Genomic DNA, 16,848 nt, shown 5'->3' on the forward strand with positions numbered 1-16,848 from the left:
CCTCTCTTTTGGTCTGATTCCGGGCTAAATTATATCCTAAAAAAATATCTATGTCAAATAGAAAAGGAGGCAGTATCCTCCTTTCCACACTTAGTTCTTATTATTAATCAATTTTTTCAGCCTTTCTACAGCTCCTCTCATGGTGTCTTTTTGCTTTTTAATCACATGGAGATAGAAACGCTCAATCTCCATGTGATTAAAAAGCGGAAAAGTTAAACCATATGATGAAAATGCAGGAAACAAATTCATGCAGTACATTCCATACTATGCTAAGAGCTATAACGAATAGATTTTGTCTGATTTTTATCTGATTAAAACTAAAGCAAGGTAAAAATCACCCTATTTCATCAACAATTGAAAGAATGAAAAATCCATAAAATCAACGTTTTTGCTCATCACAAATATTGCCAAATCACACATTACGCTTACAGAACTAAACTATTCCCCTATTTAAAAAATATTGATTCAAATTTTATGAAATGAATAAGTAGATATCGTTCTGAAAAGCCTTGATATTACGCTATTTTTAGTCCAACTGAAACCCATACTTTCCAAACCAGGTCTTAAGAAAGCTCGTAAAGCATCACAATTCTCAAAACGTTAATTCGAAAGAATTACTATACTTACAGAGAGCACCTTTCGGGGTGTTCTTTTTTAATCCTCAATAAGAAAGTTCACCCCCCAAATTCACACTAGTAGCCATTGTCTTATACAAATTCTTCCTAGTATAAATTTAGTATGATATAATTAAATACGAATAATATAAAGGAGTTATAAATGAGAATAGGAAAAGGTATCAATTGGATTTTGATTCTGTTAAGTTGCTTAATTGCTATAGTACTGATAAGTTTTATGTTTTTCTTTAATCATAAGAAGCATGATGCAGAAGCAGTGAATACTACAACAGAACAGGTTTCTACTACTAGTAGTACGACAACGGCTAGTACGACAACGGCTAGTACGACAACCACTAGTTCAACGACTACTCAAGATAGTGTTACTACTACAGAGGAAAAACCTTCGATACAAGAAGAGCAAACGAATGCTGAATCACCAAAAATAGATGAGCAAGCCATTCTAAATGGAGATTTCTCTACTCTAGTTGGAACATGGAGAAATGGTTTGGGCCAAGAGTTTACATTCGATAAAAATGGATTAGTAAACAGTGGAAACATTGAAAAATCGAGTATAGGTAACGATGGAAGTATTAACTTTAGTGTGAGAACTGGTAATACAGGATTTGGTATGAGTATTTATCCTGCGGGGACTACTATGAAATGGGTTGATTCTGATCCAAGTAAAAATAGGCTGATTGCTGGTCAAGCTGCTCCAACTAACCCAGAAGAAGTTTTTTATAAAGTAGACTAAATGATTAACCATCTCATCACATTTGAGATGGTTTTCTTCTTTATTTGTAAGTCATTATCATGTTATGAAGATGAAGCAAGTATGGTTTAAAAATAGCTTCCATAGGCGTTCCAGCCTGTTTAGCAAGATGTTGGAATTTGTGAGGACCTTGCTGGATATTGTTTTTGTTCATAGTATGTTGTGTTATAATGTAGATAAGATATGAAAAGATAAAGATATATCTTTAAATTCTGTAAATGTCACTTTGTGTAAATATAAGTAAATTTGAATCTAGAGAATGATAGGAAATGATTTATAATGATAAGTTTAGAGCTGATGTCTGAAGAAAATAGTATAGATATCTATTCCTTTGAAAAAGAAAATCGGGAGTATTTTGAGCGAAGTTTACCTCCTAGACCAGCTCACTATTTTGACTTAGAAGGTTTTAAAGAAATTACAAGGGAATTGTTAAGGGAACAAGAGAATCATGATGTCTACATGCATCTTATTAGAGATGCACAAGGTACTATGGTCGGAAGAATCAATTTAAGTGTCTTAGAGGATGATCGAAAAATAGCAGAACTTGGATATAGGATTGGAGAAAATGTTACTAATTTAGGATATGCAAGCGAAGCAGTTAAACTCGTTTTAGAAAAGGCCTTTACTACTTATGGTTTACATAAGATTATCGCAGGGACGGCAACGGACAATCTGGCTTCTCAGAGAGTGCTTTTAAAAAATGGTTTTACCTTTAGTAAAATCATAGAAAATGACTTTCAAATGAATAACGAGTGGATTCATACGGCAGTATTTGAGATAAGGAATCTATAGCATCATCATTATCAGTCGTTTGCCAAAACTCAACATTTCTAGTAGACATTCGTCTGCTTTTTTTATATAATAAAACTAAACCGAAATGGTTGAATTTTGAAATAGAGTCAACCTACGATGAAAACATCACACTAGGAGGTAAATCATGTACCAACCAGAAAAACTTAAGGCTCGGAGAAAAGAGCTAAAGCTAACACAAAAAGAGATTGCAGAGCAGCTTGGGATTAGTTTTCAGGCTTATTCGGCCTGGGAGCGTGGAGTTAAGGAGCCTTCTGAAGAAAAGGTTAGTCAGTTAGAAGAGATTTTAAAAGTACCAAAAGGCTATTTCACCCAAATCGAAATCGTCCGTCTCTATAATAGCCTCTCTAATCAAGGGAAAGAAAAGGTGGTAGTCTATGCTCGTAATCTGGCTCAAGAAGAACAAGCCAAGAAGGTGACGGGTATGCCAGAAAAACTTTTCGAGTATCATGTTTATGAACGCATGTCGGCTGGTATCGGTGCTTCGGTTTATGATGATCGAAACTTTGATACGGTTTACTTTAATGAAGAACTAGCTCACGATTTTGCTTCCTGGGTCTCTGGAGATTCTATGGAACCCAAATATCAAAATGGTTCAGTAGCTTTGATTCGTGAGACAGGATTTGATTATGATGGTGCTGTCTATGCAGTGGTTTGCAATAACCAGACCTATATCAAACGGGTCTATCGAGAAGAGGAAGGCTTGCGTCTAGTTTCCATTAATCCCAAGTACAAGGATATTTTCATCCCCTATGAGGAAGATCCTAGAATTGTGGGCATTATCGTGGGCAACTTTGTACCCATGGAGGGATAGCCTATGGGCTACTTTGATTATTCCAGAGAGCCCAAAAGTGATATTGCCTTTGTCGATATGAAGTCCTTTTATGCCAGTGTTGAGTGTGTAGAAAGAGGACTCCATCCCCTCAAAACCTCCCTTTGTGTTATGAGTCGAGCGGATAATTCTGTTGGGCTTATTCTGGCCTCCTCACCTATGTTCAAAAAGGTTTTCGGGAAAGCAAATGTCGGTCGTGCCTATGACCTCCCCTTTGATATCAAGACGCGTAAATTTTCCTACTATAATGCCCAAAAACAAGGCTTACGGACAGACCCAACCTATGTGAGATTTATCGAAGATTGGGCTCGGGTGACCGTCATTGTCCCTCCTCGGATGGATAAGTATATCGCAGTCAACATGGAAATTCAGCGCATTTTCCAGAATTATGGCAGTCCAGATGATATTTATCCTTATTCAATTGATGAAGGCTTTATTGATCTAACCAGTTCGCTCAATTATTTTGTCCCAGATCAGCAGATTTCTCGCAAAGATAAGCTAGATATGCTTTCGGCTCGTATCCAGAGAGATATCTGGCGACAGAGCGGGATTTACTCGACAGTCGGTATGTCGAATGCCAATCCTCTGCTTGCTAAGTTGGCCTTGGATAATGAAGCCAAGCACACACCGACTATGCGAGCCAATTGGTCTTACCAGGATGTGGAAAATAAGGTCTGGTCCATTCCAAAGATGACCGACTTTTGGGGGATTGGAAATCGGATGGAGAAGCGCTTGAATAGCTTGGGAATCTATTCAATTAAGGAATTAGCCAATAGCAATCCTGATGTCCTGAAGAAAGAACTTGGCCAAGCTGGACTTCGCTTGTGGTTTCATGCCAATGGGATTGACGAGAGTAATGTTCATAAACCCTATAAGCCAAAATCTCATGGTCTAGGCAATTCGCAAATTTTACCGAGAGATTATGTTAAGCAGCGAGATATCGAAATTATACTCCGAGAGATGGCTGAGCAGGTGGCTATCAGGCTTCGAAGAGCTAGTAAAAAGGCGACAGTGGTATCTATTCATCTTGGTTTTTCTAAGCAGGAACAAAAACGCTCCATTCATACCCAGATGAAGGTTGAACCGACCAATAACACCAGTATTTTGGTCAGCTATGTATTGAAATTATTCCATGGTAAATACACTTCTGGTGCTGTTAGGAGTGTTGCCGTTAGTTATTCAGGATTTGTGGACGAATCCTTTGCTTTGGTTTCCCTTTTTGATGATGTTGATAAGCTAGAAAAAGAAGAAAGGCTCCAGACGGCCATTGATTCTATTCGAGAGCAATTCGGATTTACTTCTCTCTTGAAGGCGACTGCCTTAGAGGATGCATCGAGAAGTATTGCCAGAAGTAAGCTGATCGGAGGACACTCTGCTGGAGGATTAGATGGACTCAAATGATTGATCGTTCTTATTTACCTTTTCAATCCGCGAGGGACTACCAGGATCCAGGAATGCAGAAGTGGATGGGATTTTTCTTATCGGAGCATACGAGTTCACTCAGTGAAGAAAAAAATCGTGTCGATTTGTCGACTGATTTGAATCCAGTTGAGAAGTTGTTGCGGCTTTCCCAGCTCTACGTCGGACGACTAAAAGGCTCTTTTGTGGTCAAGGAGAAAAATCATAAAAGCACGATATTGGGTGAACTAAGAGAATTATCGCCTCAAGAAATCTCTGTTAAAACTGATGAGGGCTATAGATTGATAAGGGTAGATGATATTCTCGCAATTCAATTATGTCAGGAGGAAGTTCATGACTAGAAAAGAGCTATATGAAAATAAATTGCAGATGGATTATTTTTCAGATGACTATATCCGATTTGAAGAAGATTTCCACAAATACTCTGCCATGAATGTACCTCTGACTTTCCTGATTGACGACATTCTACGAACCATGGCCATCAACCAAAAGAACTACTTTGTCTTGAACAAGGAAAATGCCAAAGATGGCAGAGATCATTATTATTATTTTGAGATAGATTATCACGTAGGATGTAGAAAATTTCACTATAAAAAGCATGTGAATCGATAATTTGAACGCTATAATAGATGAAGTCTATATTTATTTTGAAAATAAATTATCCAGTAAATTAGCAGCCCTAACAGAAAGTGATAAAACATCATAAATTCATCAAGTGATTTCGAAAATTTTGAGAATAACGGAAAAAACGTTAAAAATGTTTGATTAGTAGATAAATATATCGATGACTATATTTTTTATTATATTGTAAAATAAAAATTTCTCTCCACAAGAATACAAAGACTAGTAGATTTAAGAATGTATAGACCCTGAAAGTTAAATTTTTCGGGGGGTGTAGTACAGAGGAATTCTTCCCTCTCAAAGCCTCTCTTTTGTCATGAGTTGTGTGATTTATCCTTCGATATCAAGAAATGCAAATCTTTTGAACTATCATGCTAAGAAATAAGGCTTGCCAACAGTTCCACCCTATGTGAAATTTATTTAGGATTGTTTCCGAGTGCTTCTGCTTATTCCTTCTAGAGATTGCAGTCAATATGGTGGAAATTTAGACCATTTAATGCAGAATAGAGAGTCAGATTTGTCATCAAAATAACATCATTTTCTTGGTTCTTGTCATAGTTTTGTAATGAAAATGTACTTTCTTTGTAAAAATCAAAATGCTATAATTCTCTAAACAATTTTCCTTGCACAAGGAGGTTATTATGAAAAGACGCAGATTATTAAACAATAGTTTGTTTGTACGCTTGCTAGGTTTGTTGATGGCATTTTTAATCCTATCAGCATTCACTGCACCTGAAAAACCAGACTATGGTATCTACGATCCGAATCACTATTTGACAGAGGACACTATCACACAAATTCGTGATTTGAATGAAGCTAATAGTAAAAAGGTAGAAAAGCTTCAAGTGGGAGTTTATATCGTGGACAGTTTAGAAGGAGAAAACATTGAAACAGTAGCTAATGAGACTGCTAGAGCCTGGAAGATAGGTTATTCAGGAGATAATTTTGGAAGTTTGATTGTGGTAGCTGTTCAAGATCGTAAATCAAGGATTGAAACCAGTAATAATACTGCAATTAGAATAACGGACTACCAAACCAAGCAGATATTGGCAGCCAGTCGTACAGATTTTAAAAATGGGGACTATAGTAAGGGGATTCTAGCGATTGCCAAAGCTTTGGATAATCAGTTTTATAAGGGAAGTGGAACCTTTTCATCTGATGAAACGTCGTTTGCAGATGCTTCCGCCAAAATCAGACGTTACTCTGATAGCATCAGTGGTAAAAAATCGAGTCGAAATAGAAGCAGTTCCTCAAATTACAGTCAAAAAAATGACCCCATAAAAGATTTCTTTGGATTCATGATGGTGGTATATATCATTGGAGTCATTATTGCCGTTATCAGAGGAGGTGGAAGTTCTCGTAACGGTGACTCGTCTAGCGGTGGCTGGTGGTTTAGTGACTCATCCGATTCGGATTCATCTTGGTCAGACTCAGGTTCAGATTCTTCTGGTGGCTGGGACGGCGGAGGCTTTGATGGTGGAGGTTCATCTGATGATTGGTAATGTCAGTATAAAATTTAAAGAAATGAGTAGGTTTAGATATGAAAAATAAAGGAATCATTTATGTATTGAGCATTTTACTAGCCATTATCTTGCTGGGAGGTTGCTCGGTCGTAGGTACTTATAACGGTCTTGTCTCCGAACAGACCAAGGTAGAACAAGCTCAAGCAAATGTAGCGACAGCCCTCCAACGTCGTTCAGACTTGATTGGAAATCTGGTAGAGTCTGTAAAGGGACAAATGAACCATGAGACAGAGGTCTTCACCCAGATTGCAGAAGCACGTGCAAAAATTGGGAATGGCTCTGTTACTTCAAAGGAAAACCAAGAAGCTCAAGGTGAGTTGAGTTCAGCTATTTCACGCCTGCTTGTGTTGACAGAGAACTATCCTGAGCTTAAGAGCAATCAAAATGTGGAACAACTCATGACGGAGTTGGCTGGAAGCGAAAATCGTATTTTTGTAGCCCGCAAGGATTACAACCAGGCAGCAACTGACTACAATCAAAAATTAAGAAGCTTCCCAACTGTTCTCTTTGCTAATATGATGAACTTTAAAGAAGCAGAAACCTTCAAAGAAAGCGAAGAAGCCAAGACAGCTCCAAAGGTTGACTTTAGTACTTCTACATCAAAACAGTAGACTGGCTGTTTATTTCTAAGAATTGCAAGATCTGGAAACTACTTTCCAGGTCTTTTTGCTATAATAAAAATAGGAAACAGTTCTGGAGGTGATGAGATGGAGAAGTTGCTACAATTGTTGATTTTAGTGCCCTATTTTTTCTTTTTTAGTTGGCAAAGGAAGGCACGACCAGGAAGAAAACACTTTTCACTCCTTTACTATTTTTACTGGATTTATTTACCTCTCATGGCCTTGTTTAGTCTAGCTTTCACTCTTTTTTCGCTAATCTTATTTAATTTTATTTTACTAGAACCCAAGGATTTAGCTAGGTGGTTGATATGGATAGTTTTAGTCTTTTTATCCTTACTCAATGACTGGATAGTTTATATTTGTCTAAAATTTATGAAAAAACTGAAGTTGGAAAAGAATAAGGCTAATCTTTCTTGAAAGAACTGAGGAAATTAGTGCCTAATAACTGAAGGATGCTTCGTTTCTCAATGCTGAGTTAAGTAGAAGTTTAAATTAGGGAAAAATGAAACTAAGAGTAGGAATTTTAAGAGGAGCTAATCTCGATGATTAGCCCTTTTTTGCCCTAAGGGAAAACGGAATATTTCTTGAAAAAATTGGGCAAATATGCTACAATAAAAAGAACATTCTAAAATATTCAGAATTTAAAGTAAGGAAAAAAATGGCAAATTTACTAAAAACAATCATCGAAAATGATAAAGGCGAACTCCGTCGCTTGGAAAAGATGGCGGACAAAGTCTTAAGATATGAAGATGAAATGGCTGCGTTAACAGACGAGCAATTGAAAGCAAAAACAGAAGAATTCAAACAACGCTATCAAAATGGTGAGACTCTTGACCAACTTTTGTATGAGGCGTTTGCTGTTGTACGCGAGGGAGCTAAGCGTGTTCTTGGTCTTTTCCCGTATAAGGTTCAGGTTATGGGGGGAATCGTTCTTCACCATGGTGACGTTCCTGAGATGCGTACTGGTGAGGGGAAAACCTTGACAGCGACTATGCCAGTATACCTCAATGCCCTTTCAGGTAAAGGTGTACACGTAGTTACGGTCAATGAGTATCTATCAGAACGTGACGCGACTGAGATGGGTGAGTTGTACTCATGGCTTGGTTTGTCAGTAGGGATCAACTTGGCAGCCAAATCTCCAATGGAGAAAAAAGAAGCTTATGAGTGTGATATCACTTATTCAACAAACTCAGAGATTGGTTTCGATTATCTTCGTGATAACATGGTTGTTCGTGCGGAGAATATGGTTCAACGTCCGCTTAACTATGCCTTGGTCGATGAGGTTGACTCTATCTTGATTGACGAAGCTCGTACTCCTTTGATCGTTTCAGGAGCCAATGCAGTTGAAACTAGCCAACTCTACCATATGGCGGACCATTTTGTGAAGTCTTTGGATAAGGATGACTATATCATTGATATTCAGTCTAAGACAATTGGTCTATCTGATTCTGGTATTGACAAGGCTGAAAGCTACTTCAAACTAGAAAATCTCTATGATATCGAAAACGTAGCCTTGACTCACTTTATCGACAATGCCCTTCGTGCTAACTACATCATGATTCTTGATATTGACTATGTGGTCAGCGAAGAGCAGGAAATCTTGATTGTCGACCAATTTACAGGTCGTACTATGGAAGGTCGTCGTTATTCTGATGGTTTGCACCAAGCGATTGAAGCCAAAGAAGGTGTGCCAATCCAAGATGAAACCAAGACTTCAGCTTCTATTACCTACCAAAACCTTTTCCGTATGTATAAGAAATTGTCAGGGATGACAGGTACTGGTAAGACAGAGGAAGAGGAGTTCCGCGAAATCTATAATATTCGTGTTATTCCTATCCCAACAAACCGTCCGGTTCAACGTATCGACCACTCAGACCTACTCTATGCAAGTATCGAAGCTAAGTTTAAGGCTGTTGTCGAAGATGTAAAAGCTCGCTACCAAAAAGGTCAACCTGTCTTGGTTGGTACGGTTGCAGTTGAAACCAGTGATTATATTTCTAAAAAATTGGTAGCCGCAGGCGTTCCTCACGAAGTATTGAATGCCAAGAACCACTACAAAGAAGCTCAAATCATCATGAATGCTGGCCAACGTGGTGCAGTTACAATCGCGACCAACATGGCCGGTCGTGGTACTGATATTAAGCTTGGTGAAGGTGTTCGTGAACTTGGTGGACTTTGTGTCATTGGTACAGAACGCCATGAAAGTCGTCGTATCGATAATCAGCTTCGTGGACGTTCAGGACGTCAAGGAGACCCAGGGGAGTCACAATTCTACCTTTCTCTGGAAGATGATTTGATGAAACGCTTCGGTTCAGAGCGCTTGAAGGGTGTCTTTGAACGTCTCAATATGTCAGACGAAGCGATCAAATCTCGTATGTTGACACGTCAGGTTGAAGCAGCACAAAAACGTGTTGAAGGAAACAACTACGATACCCGTAAACAAGTCCTTCAATACGATGATGTCATGCGTGAGCAACGTGAGATTATCTACTCACAACGTTACGATGTCATCACTGCTGATCGCGACTTGGCTCCTGAGATTCATGCAATGATTAAACGTACTATTAATCGTGTTGTTGATAATCATGCGCGTGCTAAACAGGATGAAAAACTAGAAGCTATCTTGAATTTTGCAAGATATAACTTGCTTCCAGAAGATTCAATTTCACTTTCAGACCTAGAAGGTTTGTCAGACCAAGCAATCAAAGATGAACTTTACCAACGTGCCTTGAAAGTCTACGATAGTCAAGTTGCTAAGCTTCGTGATGAGGAAGCCGTCAAAGAATTCCAAAAAGTTTTGATTCTACGTGTTGTAGATAACAAGTGGACAGACCATATCGATGCTCTTGATCAGTTGCGTAATGCTGTTGGTCTCCGTGGTTATGCTCAGAATAACCCTGTCGTTGAGTATCAAGCAGAAGGTTTCCGTATGTTTAATGATATGATTGGTTCCATTGAGTTTGATGTGACCCGTTTGATGATGAAAGCACAAATTCATGAACAAGAGCGTCCACAAGCAGAGCGTCATATCAGTACGACAGCTACTCGTAATATTGCTGCGCAACAGGCTGAGCTTCCTGCAGATTTGGATCTTAGCCAAGTTAAGCGTAACGACTTGTGCCCATGTGGTTCTGGTAAGAAATTTAAAAACTGTCACGGTAAACGACATTAAGAATGGCTAATTTTCAGGCGGATGCCTAGTGAAAAGTGAATTTTCGCTTGGCGTCCGTTTGCTTTATAAGGAGGATGAATCATGGTATTTACAGCCAAAAGCCCTAAAATTAATATTGAAGAAGTTCGTAGTTTGTCTAAATTAGAAGGACAAGCACTTGCCAATAAACAACAACGCGATCAAGAACTTGAAGCGATTATTCGTGGTGAAGATCAACGCATTTTATTGGTGATTGGTCCGTGTTCGTCTGACAATGAAGAAGCAGTTCTTGAGTATGCCAAGCGTTTGGCAAAATTGCAAGAAGAAGTCAAAGATCGCGTCTTTATGGTGATGCGCGTCTACACTGCTAAACCACGTACTAATGGCGATGGCTATAAGGGCTTGATTCACCAACCAAATGCCAAAGAAGCACCTAGTCTCATCAATGGGATCAAGGCGGTTCGTCACCTGCATTACCGTGTTATTTCTGAAACAGGAATGACAACAGCGGATGAAATGTTGTACCCAGAGAACCTTCCTTTGGTAGATGATTTGATTTCTTATATGGCAGTTGGAGCTCGTTCGGTTGAAGACCAACAACACCGTTTTGTAGCTAGTGGAGCAGATTTTGCGACAGGTTTTAAAAATCCAACGTCTGGAAATCTCAATGTCATGTTCAACGGTATTTATGCAGCGCAAAACAAGCAGAGTTTTCTTTTCCTAGGAAAAGAAGTCGAAACTACTGGAAATCCTTTATCCCATGCCATTCTCCGTGGTGCCCTCAACGAATACGGGAAAAACATTCCTAACTACTACTATGATAATTTGATGGATACTATTGCCCAGTATGAAAAGATGGGCCTTGAAAATCCATTTATCATCATTGATACCAACCATGATAACTCAGGCAAGCAGTATATGGATCAGATTCGCATCGTTCGTCAGACCTTGATTAACCGCGATTGGAATGAAAAGATTAAAAAATATGTTCGTGGATTCATGATTGAGTCTTATCTAGAAGACGGTCGTCAAAATGAACCAGAGATCTTTGGAAAATCTATCACCGATCCATGTCTAGGATGGGAAAATACTGAGGCTCTTGTGCGTGAAATTTACCAAAGACTAGGAGAATAATATGGCATTTATTGAAAAAGGTCAAGAAATCGATATTGAAGCGATTAAGGCGGAAACACAGTTATCTGCAAAAGCCTTGCAACATAAGGAAAGCCGTGACCAGGAACTAGCAGACATCCTTTCAGGAAAGGATGACCGAATCTTGTTGGTCATTGGACCTTGTTCGTCTGACAATGAAGAAGCAGTTCTTGAGTATGCTCGCCGTTTGGCAGACTTGCAGAAGAAAGTTGCGGATAAGATTTTCATGGTCATGCGTGTTTACACAGCTAAGCCACGCACCAATGGAGATGGCTACAAGGGTTTGGTTCATCAGCCAGATACTTCTAAAGCACCAAGTTTGATTAATGGTTTGCAGGCTGTACGTCAGCTTCATTATCGTGTTATTACAGAAACTGGATTGACTACAGCAGATGAAATGCTTTATCCATCCAATCTAGTTTTAGTTGACGACTTGGTGAGCTACCATGCCGTGGGTGCGCGTTCAGTAGAAGACCAAGAACACCGTTTTGTAGCTTCAGGGATTGATGCACCAGTGGGGATGAAAAATCCAACCTCAGGAAATCTATCTGTTATGTTTAATGCCATCTATGCTGCACAAAACAAGCAAACATTTCTTTACCATGGACAAGAAGTTGAGACTTCAGGTAATCCCCTGGCCCACGTTATCCTTCGTGGAGCTATGAATGAATATGGGAAGAATGAACCAAACTTCTACTATGAAACTCTCTTAGATGCTATCGGCCGTTACGAGTCTATGGGGCTTGAAAATCCCTTTATCATGATTGATACTAACCATGATAATTCAGGCAAGCAATATATGGAGCAAGTTCGAATTGTTCGTCAGGCTCTGCTCAACCGTGACTGGAATGAAAAGATCAAGAAGACAGTTAGAGGTTTCATGATTGAATCTTACTTGGCAGATGGTCGCCAAAATCAACCAGAAATCTTTGGTTGTTCTATTACAGACCCATGTCTAGGATGGGAAAACACAGTAGCCTTGGTAGAAGAAATCTATTCTACCTTAACAAAATAAGTGAAAAGGATGGAGTTGGGGGAACCTCAACTCTTTTTGACGAAAATGATAGTTGGACACGGAATTGATATCGAAGCATTAGCTTCCATACAAAATGCAGTTAAAAAAAGAGAAGGCTTTGCGCAGCGTGTTTTGACAGACAAGGAAATGGAGCGCTTTACCAATCTCAAAGGTCGTAGGCAGATTGAGTATTTGGCTGGTCGTTGGTCAGCAAAAGAGGCTTTTTCAAAGGCTATGGGAACGGGAATTGGAAAGCTGGGCTTTCAGGACTTGGAAATTTTGAACAATGAGAGAGGAGCACCCTACTTCAGCAAATCCCCGTTTTCAGGAAAAGTGTGGCTATCGATCAGCCATACAGATCAGTTTGTGACAGCTAGTGTTATTTTGGAGGAAGATTATGAAAACTAGTCCACATAGACCAACCAAGGCCCTTATTAATATAGAAGCAATTCGCTACAATATCCAACAAATGGGAGCGCACATTCCCCAAGATACCCTCAAATGGGCGGTTGTGAAAGCCAATGCATACGGACACGGAGCGGTAGCTGTTGCTACGGCTATCCAGGATGACGTTGATGGTTTTTGCGTTTCTAATATCGATGAAGCCATCGAGCTTCGTCAGGTAGGAATTTCTAAGAAGATTCTTATTTTAGGAGTATCTGAGGTTGAATCTCTTTCATTGGCTAAGGACTTTGATATTACCTTGACAGTGGCTGGGTTGGAATGGATCCAGAAACTCATAGCCACAGAGTCAGACTTATCAGGTTTAACTGTTCACCTTAAAATTGACTCAGGTATGGGACGAATTGGTTTTAGAAGTGCAAGCGAGGCGGCACAAGCTCAAACTTTACTCAAGGAACATGGAGCAAATGTTGAGGGAATCTTTACACACTTTGCAACTGCTGATGAAGAGTCGGATAGCTATTTTAAGGAACAGTTAGAGTGTTTCAAGGAAATACTTGCTGGCTTGCAAGAAGTACCAGAATTGGTTCATGCTAGTAACTCCGCAACGACTCTATGGCATGCGGAAACTATTTTCAGTGCTGTTCGCATGGGAGATTCCATGTATGGTCTCAATCCAAGTGGACAAGTTTTGGAATTGCCTTATGAACTAAAACCAGCCTTAACTTTGGAGTCAGCTATTGTTCATGTTAAAACAGTCCCAGCTGGGGCTTGTATGGGTTACGGAGCAACTTATCAAGCAGACGGTGAGCAAGTCATTGCAACGGTTCCAATTGGTTATGCAGATGGTTGGACACGTGACATGCAGAATTTCTCAGTTCTGGTAGATGGACAAGCTTGTCCGATTGTCGGTCGGGTTTCCATGGACCAAATCACCATTCGTTTGCCTAAACTTTATCCATTGGGTACCAAGGTAACCTTGATTGGCTCAAACGGAGACAAGGAGATTACTGCAACAGATGTAGCGGTTTATCGAGGAACCATCAATTATGAGGTGGTTTGTCTCCTCAGTGATCGAATTCCGAGAGAATATTATTAAAAAACAGAAGGAAAGGAGAGTAGCATGAATTTACACCAACCCTTGCATGTCTTGCCTGGTGTGGGACCCAAATCAGCAGAAAAATATGCCAAACTAGGAATTGAAAATCTGCAAGACCTCTTGCTCTACTTTCCTTTCCGTTATGAAGATTTTAAGACCAAGCAGGTGCTAGAACTAGAAGATGGTGAAAAGGCTGTCCTATCTGGTCAGGTGGTAACGCCAGCTAGTGTTCAGTATTATGGTTTTAAGCGCAATCGTCTTCGCTTTAGCCTTAAACAGGGAGAAGTTGTGTTTGCGGTTAACTTCTTTAACCAACCCTACCTGGCTGACAAGATTGAACTAGGAGCAACCTTGGCTGTCTTTGGAAAGTGGGATCGTGCTAAAGCTAGTCTCACAGGCATGAAGGTTTTAGCCCAAGTGGAGGATGATCTCCAACCTGTCTATCGTCTCGCACAAGGAGTTAGTCAAGCAGGACTTGTTAAGGTCATCAAGACCGCCTTTGATCAAGGACTGGACCTCTTGATAGAAGAAAACATCCCTCAGTCCTTGCTCGATAAATACAAACTCATGTCTCGCTGTCAGGCTGTTCGTGCCATGCATTTTCCTAAGGATTTAGCAGAATACAAACAGGCCCTTCGTCGAATCAAGTTTGAGGAGCTCTTTTATTTCCAAATGCAATTACAGACCCTCAAGTCTGAAAATAAGGTTCATGGAAGTGGTCTAGTCTTGAATTGGTCGGAAGAAAAACTAACTGCGGTTAAAGAGGAATTGCCTTTTGCTTTGACCCAAGCACAAGAAAAGAGCCTGCAAGAAATCCTGACAGATATGAAGTCGGACCATCACATGAATCGACTCTTGCAAGGAGATGTCGGTAGTGGGAAGACAGTGGTTGCGGGTCTAGCGATGTACGCAGCTGTAACGGCTGGTTATCAGGCCGCTCTAATGGTTCCAACAGAGATTCTTGCAGAGCAGCATTTTGAAAGTCTAGAAAGTCTCTTTCCTGATTTGAAACTAGCTCTCCTAACAGGTTCATTAAAAGCTGCAGAAAAACGCACGGTTTTGGAAACGATTGCTAAGGGTGAGGTTGATGTGATTGTCGGTACCCATGCCCTTATACAGGATGGGGTGGAATACGCTCGACTTGGTTTGATTATCATCGATGAACAACACCGATTTGGTGTAGGACAAAGGCGTATTTTACGGGAAAAAGGAGAAAATCCAGATGTCCTTATGATGACGGCAACTCCGATTCCACGGACCTTAGCCATTACAGCTTTTGGAGATATGGATGTTTCCATTATTGACCAGATGCCAGCGGGACGAAAACCAATCGTAACACGCTGGATTAAGCATGAACAACTGCCCCAGGTCTTGACTTGGTTAGAGAGTGAGATTCAGAAAGGCTCCCAAGCCTATGTCATTTCGCCCTTGATTGAAGAATCTGAAGCCCTGGATCTTAAAAATGCTATTGCTTTATCGGAAGAATTGACGGCTCATTTTGCAGAAAAAGCAAAAGTTGCTCTCTTACACGGTAAGATGAAGAGTGATGAAAAAGACCAGATTATGCAGGATTTCAAAGAGAGAAATACAGATATTCTGGTTTCGACAACGGTTATCGAGGTCGGGGTCAATGTGCCAAATGCGACAGTCATGATTATCATGGATGCTGATCGTTTTGGGCTTAGTCAACTCCATCAACTTCGGGGTCGTGTAGGTCGTGGGGATAAGCAGTCCTATGCGGTACTTGTGGCCAATCCCAAAACTGACTCTGGAAAGGATCGCATGCGCATCATGACGGAAACAACAAATGGCTTTGTTCTTGCTGAGGAAGATTTAAAAATGCGTGGCTCTGGTGAGATTTTTGGAACCAGACAGTCAGGTCTACCAGAGTTTCAAGTGGCTGATATTATCGAGGACTTCCCAATACTTGAGGAAGCACGTAAGGTGGCTAGCTATATCAGCTCCCTTCCTAACTGGCAGGAGGATCCAGAGTGGCATATGATTGCCCTAAATCTAGAAAAGAAAGAACATTTGGATTAAGCTTTCTCTAAGAAAATCTTAAGTTTGTTTTTAGGGTTATTGCCTATACTAGGGTCATCAAAAAGGAACGAGGACTCTCACATGACAATGACAATTAAAGTAAATTACCAAAAAACATTTCAACAGGAACAAGCACCTTCTCCTAAATACTAAGTAAAAGAGCGATATCGCTCTTTTTTGTATGGAATCTCTAAGCTAATACTCAATGAAAATCACTTCAAACAATGTCGGCATCGCCTTGTTGAATGCTTGTTAGTTCTATCTGGCAATCTGAAAGTAGTACTTTGAACGACCCGTGATTAGTTTACTAACTAGTTATTTGATTTTCCTTAATTATCAGAAGTTACTTTTAGCTTTTTCTAAGGAAAGTATAAGCTATGTTTTAGAAAAGGATTTTATACTAGGTTCATCAAAAAGAAATGAGGACTCTCACATGACAATGAAGATTAAAGTAAATTATCAAAAAATATTTCAAGAAGTAGTAGAAGCAGAAAAGCTTGCTACAAAATAGTAGTCATTAAGGGCGCTAGAGCTCTTTTTAAATACTTGATTTATACTTAATGAAAATCAAAGAGCAAACTAGGAAACTAGCCGCAGGTTGCTCGAAACACCGTTTTGAGGTTGTGGATAGAACTGACGAAGTCAGTAACACATATACGGCAAGGCGACGTTGACGCGGTTTGAAGAGATTTTCGAAGAGTATTAAGTGAAATATGATAGATTTTCAGTGTATAGAATCGGTGGAATCAGGCTATACCAATTTTTGTTCTTGACAAGT

At 39.8% G+C, this 16,848-nt stretch carries 14 protein-coding genes and 1 pseudogene; all 15 read left to right on the top strand.

The genetic code is table 11. The annotated features are described in order from the left end of the window. Positions 1 to 496: 496 nt before the first annotated feature. Positions 497 to 604, top strand: a pseudogene (locus AB2B50_RS09730) (30S ribosomal protein S9); the annotation flags it as partial. 173 nt (positions 605 to 777) lie between these two features. Continuing rightward, positions 778 to 1,368, top strand: a complete 591-nt coding sequence (locus AB2B50_RS05485; protein ID WP_320693301.1) for a DUF6287 domain-containing protein — start codon at positions 778 to 780, stop codon at positions 1,366 to 1,368. 297 nt (positions 1,369 to 1,665) lie between these two features. Next, the gene (locus AB2B50_RS05490; RefSeq protein WP_320693005.1) at positions 1,666 to 2,178 is read left to right on the top strand and encodes a GNAT family N-acetyltransferase; all 513 of its coding nucleotides are present in this window, start codon (positions 1,666 to 1,668) and stop codon (positions 2,176 to 2,178) included. 145 nt (positions 2,179 to 2,323) lie between these two features. After that, complete coding sequence (locus tag AB2B50_RS05495) at positions 2,324 to 3,010, top strand: XRE family transcriptional regulator (RefSeq protein WP_320693004.1); 687 nt, start codon at positions 2,324 to 2,326, stop codon at positions 3,008 to 3,010. 3 nt (positions 3,011 to 3,013) lie between these two features. Further along, entirely contained in the window at positions 3,014 to 4,429 is a 1,416-nt protein-coding gene (locus AB2B50_RS05500) for a Y-family DNA polymerase (RefSeq protein ID WP_320693003.1), read from the top strand. After that, a complete protein-coding gene (locus AB2B50_RS05505; RefSeq protein ID WP_320693002.1) occupies positions 4,426 to 4,788 on the top strand; it encodes a hypothetical protein in 363 nt (120 codons plus the stop codon). Before AB2B50_RS05500 ends, AB2B50_RS05505 begins: the two co-directional genes overlap by 4 nt. Beyond that, positions 4,781 to 5,059: a DUF5960 family protein gene (locus AB2B50_RS05510; protein ID WP_320693001.1), complete on the top strand. Its 279-nt coding sequence runs from the start codon at positions 4,781 to 4,783 to the stop codon at positions 5,057 to 5,059. Before AB2B50_RS05505 ends, AB2B50_RS05510 begins: the two co-directional genes overlap by 8 nt. A gap of 650 nt (positions 5,060 to 5,709) precedes the next feature. Continuing rightward, positions 5,710 to 6,570 (top strand): TPM domain-containing protein, encoded by an 861-nt coding sequence (locus AB2B50_RS05515; protein ID WP_320693000.1) that lies wholly within the window; start codon positions 5,710 to 5,712, stop codon positions 6,568 to 6,570. Positions 6,571 to 6,608: 38 nt separating this feature from the next. Further along, on the top strand, positions 6,609 to 7,202 hold the full coding sequence (locus tag AB2B50_RS05520; protein WP_000790850.1) for a LemA family protein: 594 nt from the start codon (positions 6,609 to 6,611) through the stop codon (positions 7,200 to 7,202). 667 nt (positions 7,203 to 7,869) lie between these two features. Beyond that, complete coding sequence (gene secA, locus AB2B50_RS05525) at positions 7,870 to 10,383, top strand: preprotein translocase subunit SecA (RefSeq protein ID WP_320692999.1); 2,514 nt, start codon at positions 7,870 to 7,872, stop codon at positions 10,381 to 10,383. Between the two features lie 81 nt (positions 10,384 to 10,464). Then, on the top strand, positions 10,465 to 11,496 hold the full coding sequence (locus AB2B50_RS05530; protein WP_320692998.1) for a 3-deoxy-7-phosphoheptulonate synthase: 1,032 nt from the start codon (positions 10,465 to 10,467) through the stop codon (positions 11,494 to 11,496). A 1-nt stretch (position 11,497) separates the two neighbouring features. Then, positions 11,498 to 12,529, top strand: coding sequence for a 3-deoxy-7-phosphoheptulonate synthase (locus AB2B50_RS05535; RefSeq protein WP_320692997.1), 1,032 nt, complete (start codon positions 11,498 to 11,500; stop codon positions 12,527 to 12,529). 45 nt (positions 12,530 to 12,574) lie between these two features. Beyond that, entirely contained in the window at positions 12,575 to 12,937 is a 363-nt protein-coding gene (gene acpS, locus AB2B50_RS05540) for a holo-ACP synthase (RefSeq protein ID WP_320692996.1), read from the top strand. Beyond that, positions 12,927 to 14,030 (top strand): alanine racemase, encoded by a 1,104-nt coding sequence (gene alr / locus AB2B50_RS05545; RefSeq protein ID WP_320692995.1) that lies wholly within the window; start codon positions 12,927 to 12,929, stop codon positions 14,028 to 14,030. The genes acpS and alr overlap by 11 nt, the downstream gene beginning before the upstream one ends. Before the next feature lie 24 nt (positions 14,031 to 14,054). Beyond that, entirely contained in the window at positions 14,055 to 16,070 is a 2,016-nt protein-coding gene (recG, locus tag AB2B50_RS05550; RefSeq protein ID WP_320692994.1) for an ATP-dependent DNA helicase RecG, read from the top strand. Positions 16,071 to 16,848 lie beyond the last annotated feature (778 nt).

It is taken from the genome of Streptococcus fermentans, from assembly GCF_040888305.1.
Classification (GTDB): domain Bacteria; phylum Bacillota; class Bacilli; order Lactobacillales; family Streptococcaceae; genus Streptococcus; species Streptococcus fermentans.

Bases quoted from the DNA above. Each gene is read 5' to 3' on its own strand.
- AB2B50_RS05485 (WP_320693301.1), top strand. From the start codon at position 778: ATGAGAATAGGAAAAGGTATCAATTGGATTTTGATTCTGTTAAGTTGC.
- AB2B50_RS05490 (WP_320693005.1), top strand. From the start codon at position 1,666: ATGATAAGTTTAGAGCTGATGTCTGAAGAAAATAGTATAGATATCTAT.
- AB2B50_RS05495 (WP_320693004.1), top strand. From the start codon at position 2,324: ATGTACCAACCAGAAAAACTTAAGGCTCGGAGAAAAGAGCTAAAGCTA.
- AB2B50_RS05500 (WP_320693003.1), top strand. From the start codon at position 3,014: ATGGGCTACTTTGATTATTCCAGAGAGCCCAAAAGTGATATTGCCTTT.
- AB2B50_RS05505 (WP_320693002.1), top strand. From the start codon at position 4,426: ATGATTGATCGTTCTTATTTACCTTTTCAATCCGCGAGGGACTACCAG.
- AB2B50_RS05510 (WP_320693001.1), top strand. From the start codon at position 4,781: ATGACTAGAAAAGAGCTATATGAAAATAAATTGCAGATGGATTATTTT.
- AB2B50_RS05515 (WP_320693000.1), top strand. From the start codon at position 5,710: ATGAAAAGACGCAGATTATTAAACAATAGTTTGTTTGTACGCTTGCTA.
- AB2B50_RS05520 (WP_000790850.1), top strand. From the start codon at position 6,609: ATGAAAAATAAAGGAATCATTTATGTATTGAGCATTTTACTAGCCATT.
- secA (WP_320692999.1), top strand. From the start codon at position 7,870: ATGGCAAATTTACTAAAAACAATCATCGAAAATGATAAAGGCGAACTC.
- AB2B50_RS05530 (WP_320692998.1), top strand. From the start codon at position 10,465: ATGGTATTTACAGCCAAAAGCCCTAAAATTAATATTGAAGAAGTTCGT.
- AB2B50_RS05535 (WP_320692997.1), top strand. From the start codon at position 11,498: ATGGCATTTATTGAAAAAGGTCAAGAAATCGATATTGAAGCGATTAAG.
- acpS (WP_320692996.1), top strand. From the start codon at position 12,575: ATGATAGTTGGACACGGAATTGATATCGAAGCATTAGCTTCCATACAA.
- alr (WP_320692995.1), top strand. From the start codon at position 12,927: ATGAAAACTAGTCCACATAGACCAACCAAGGCCCTTATTAATATAGAA.
- recG (WP_320692994.1), top strand. From the start codon at position 14,055: ATGAATTTACACCAACCCTTGCATGTCTTGCCTGGTGTGGGACCCAAA.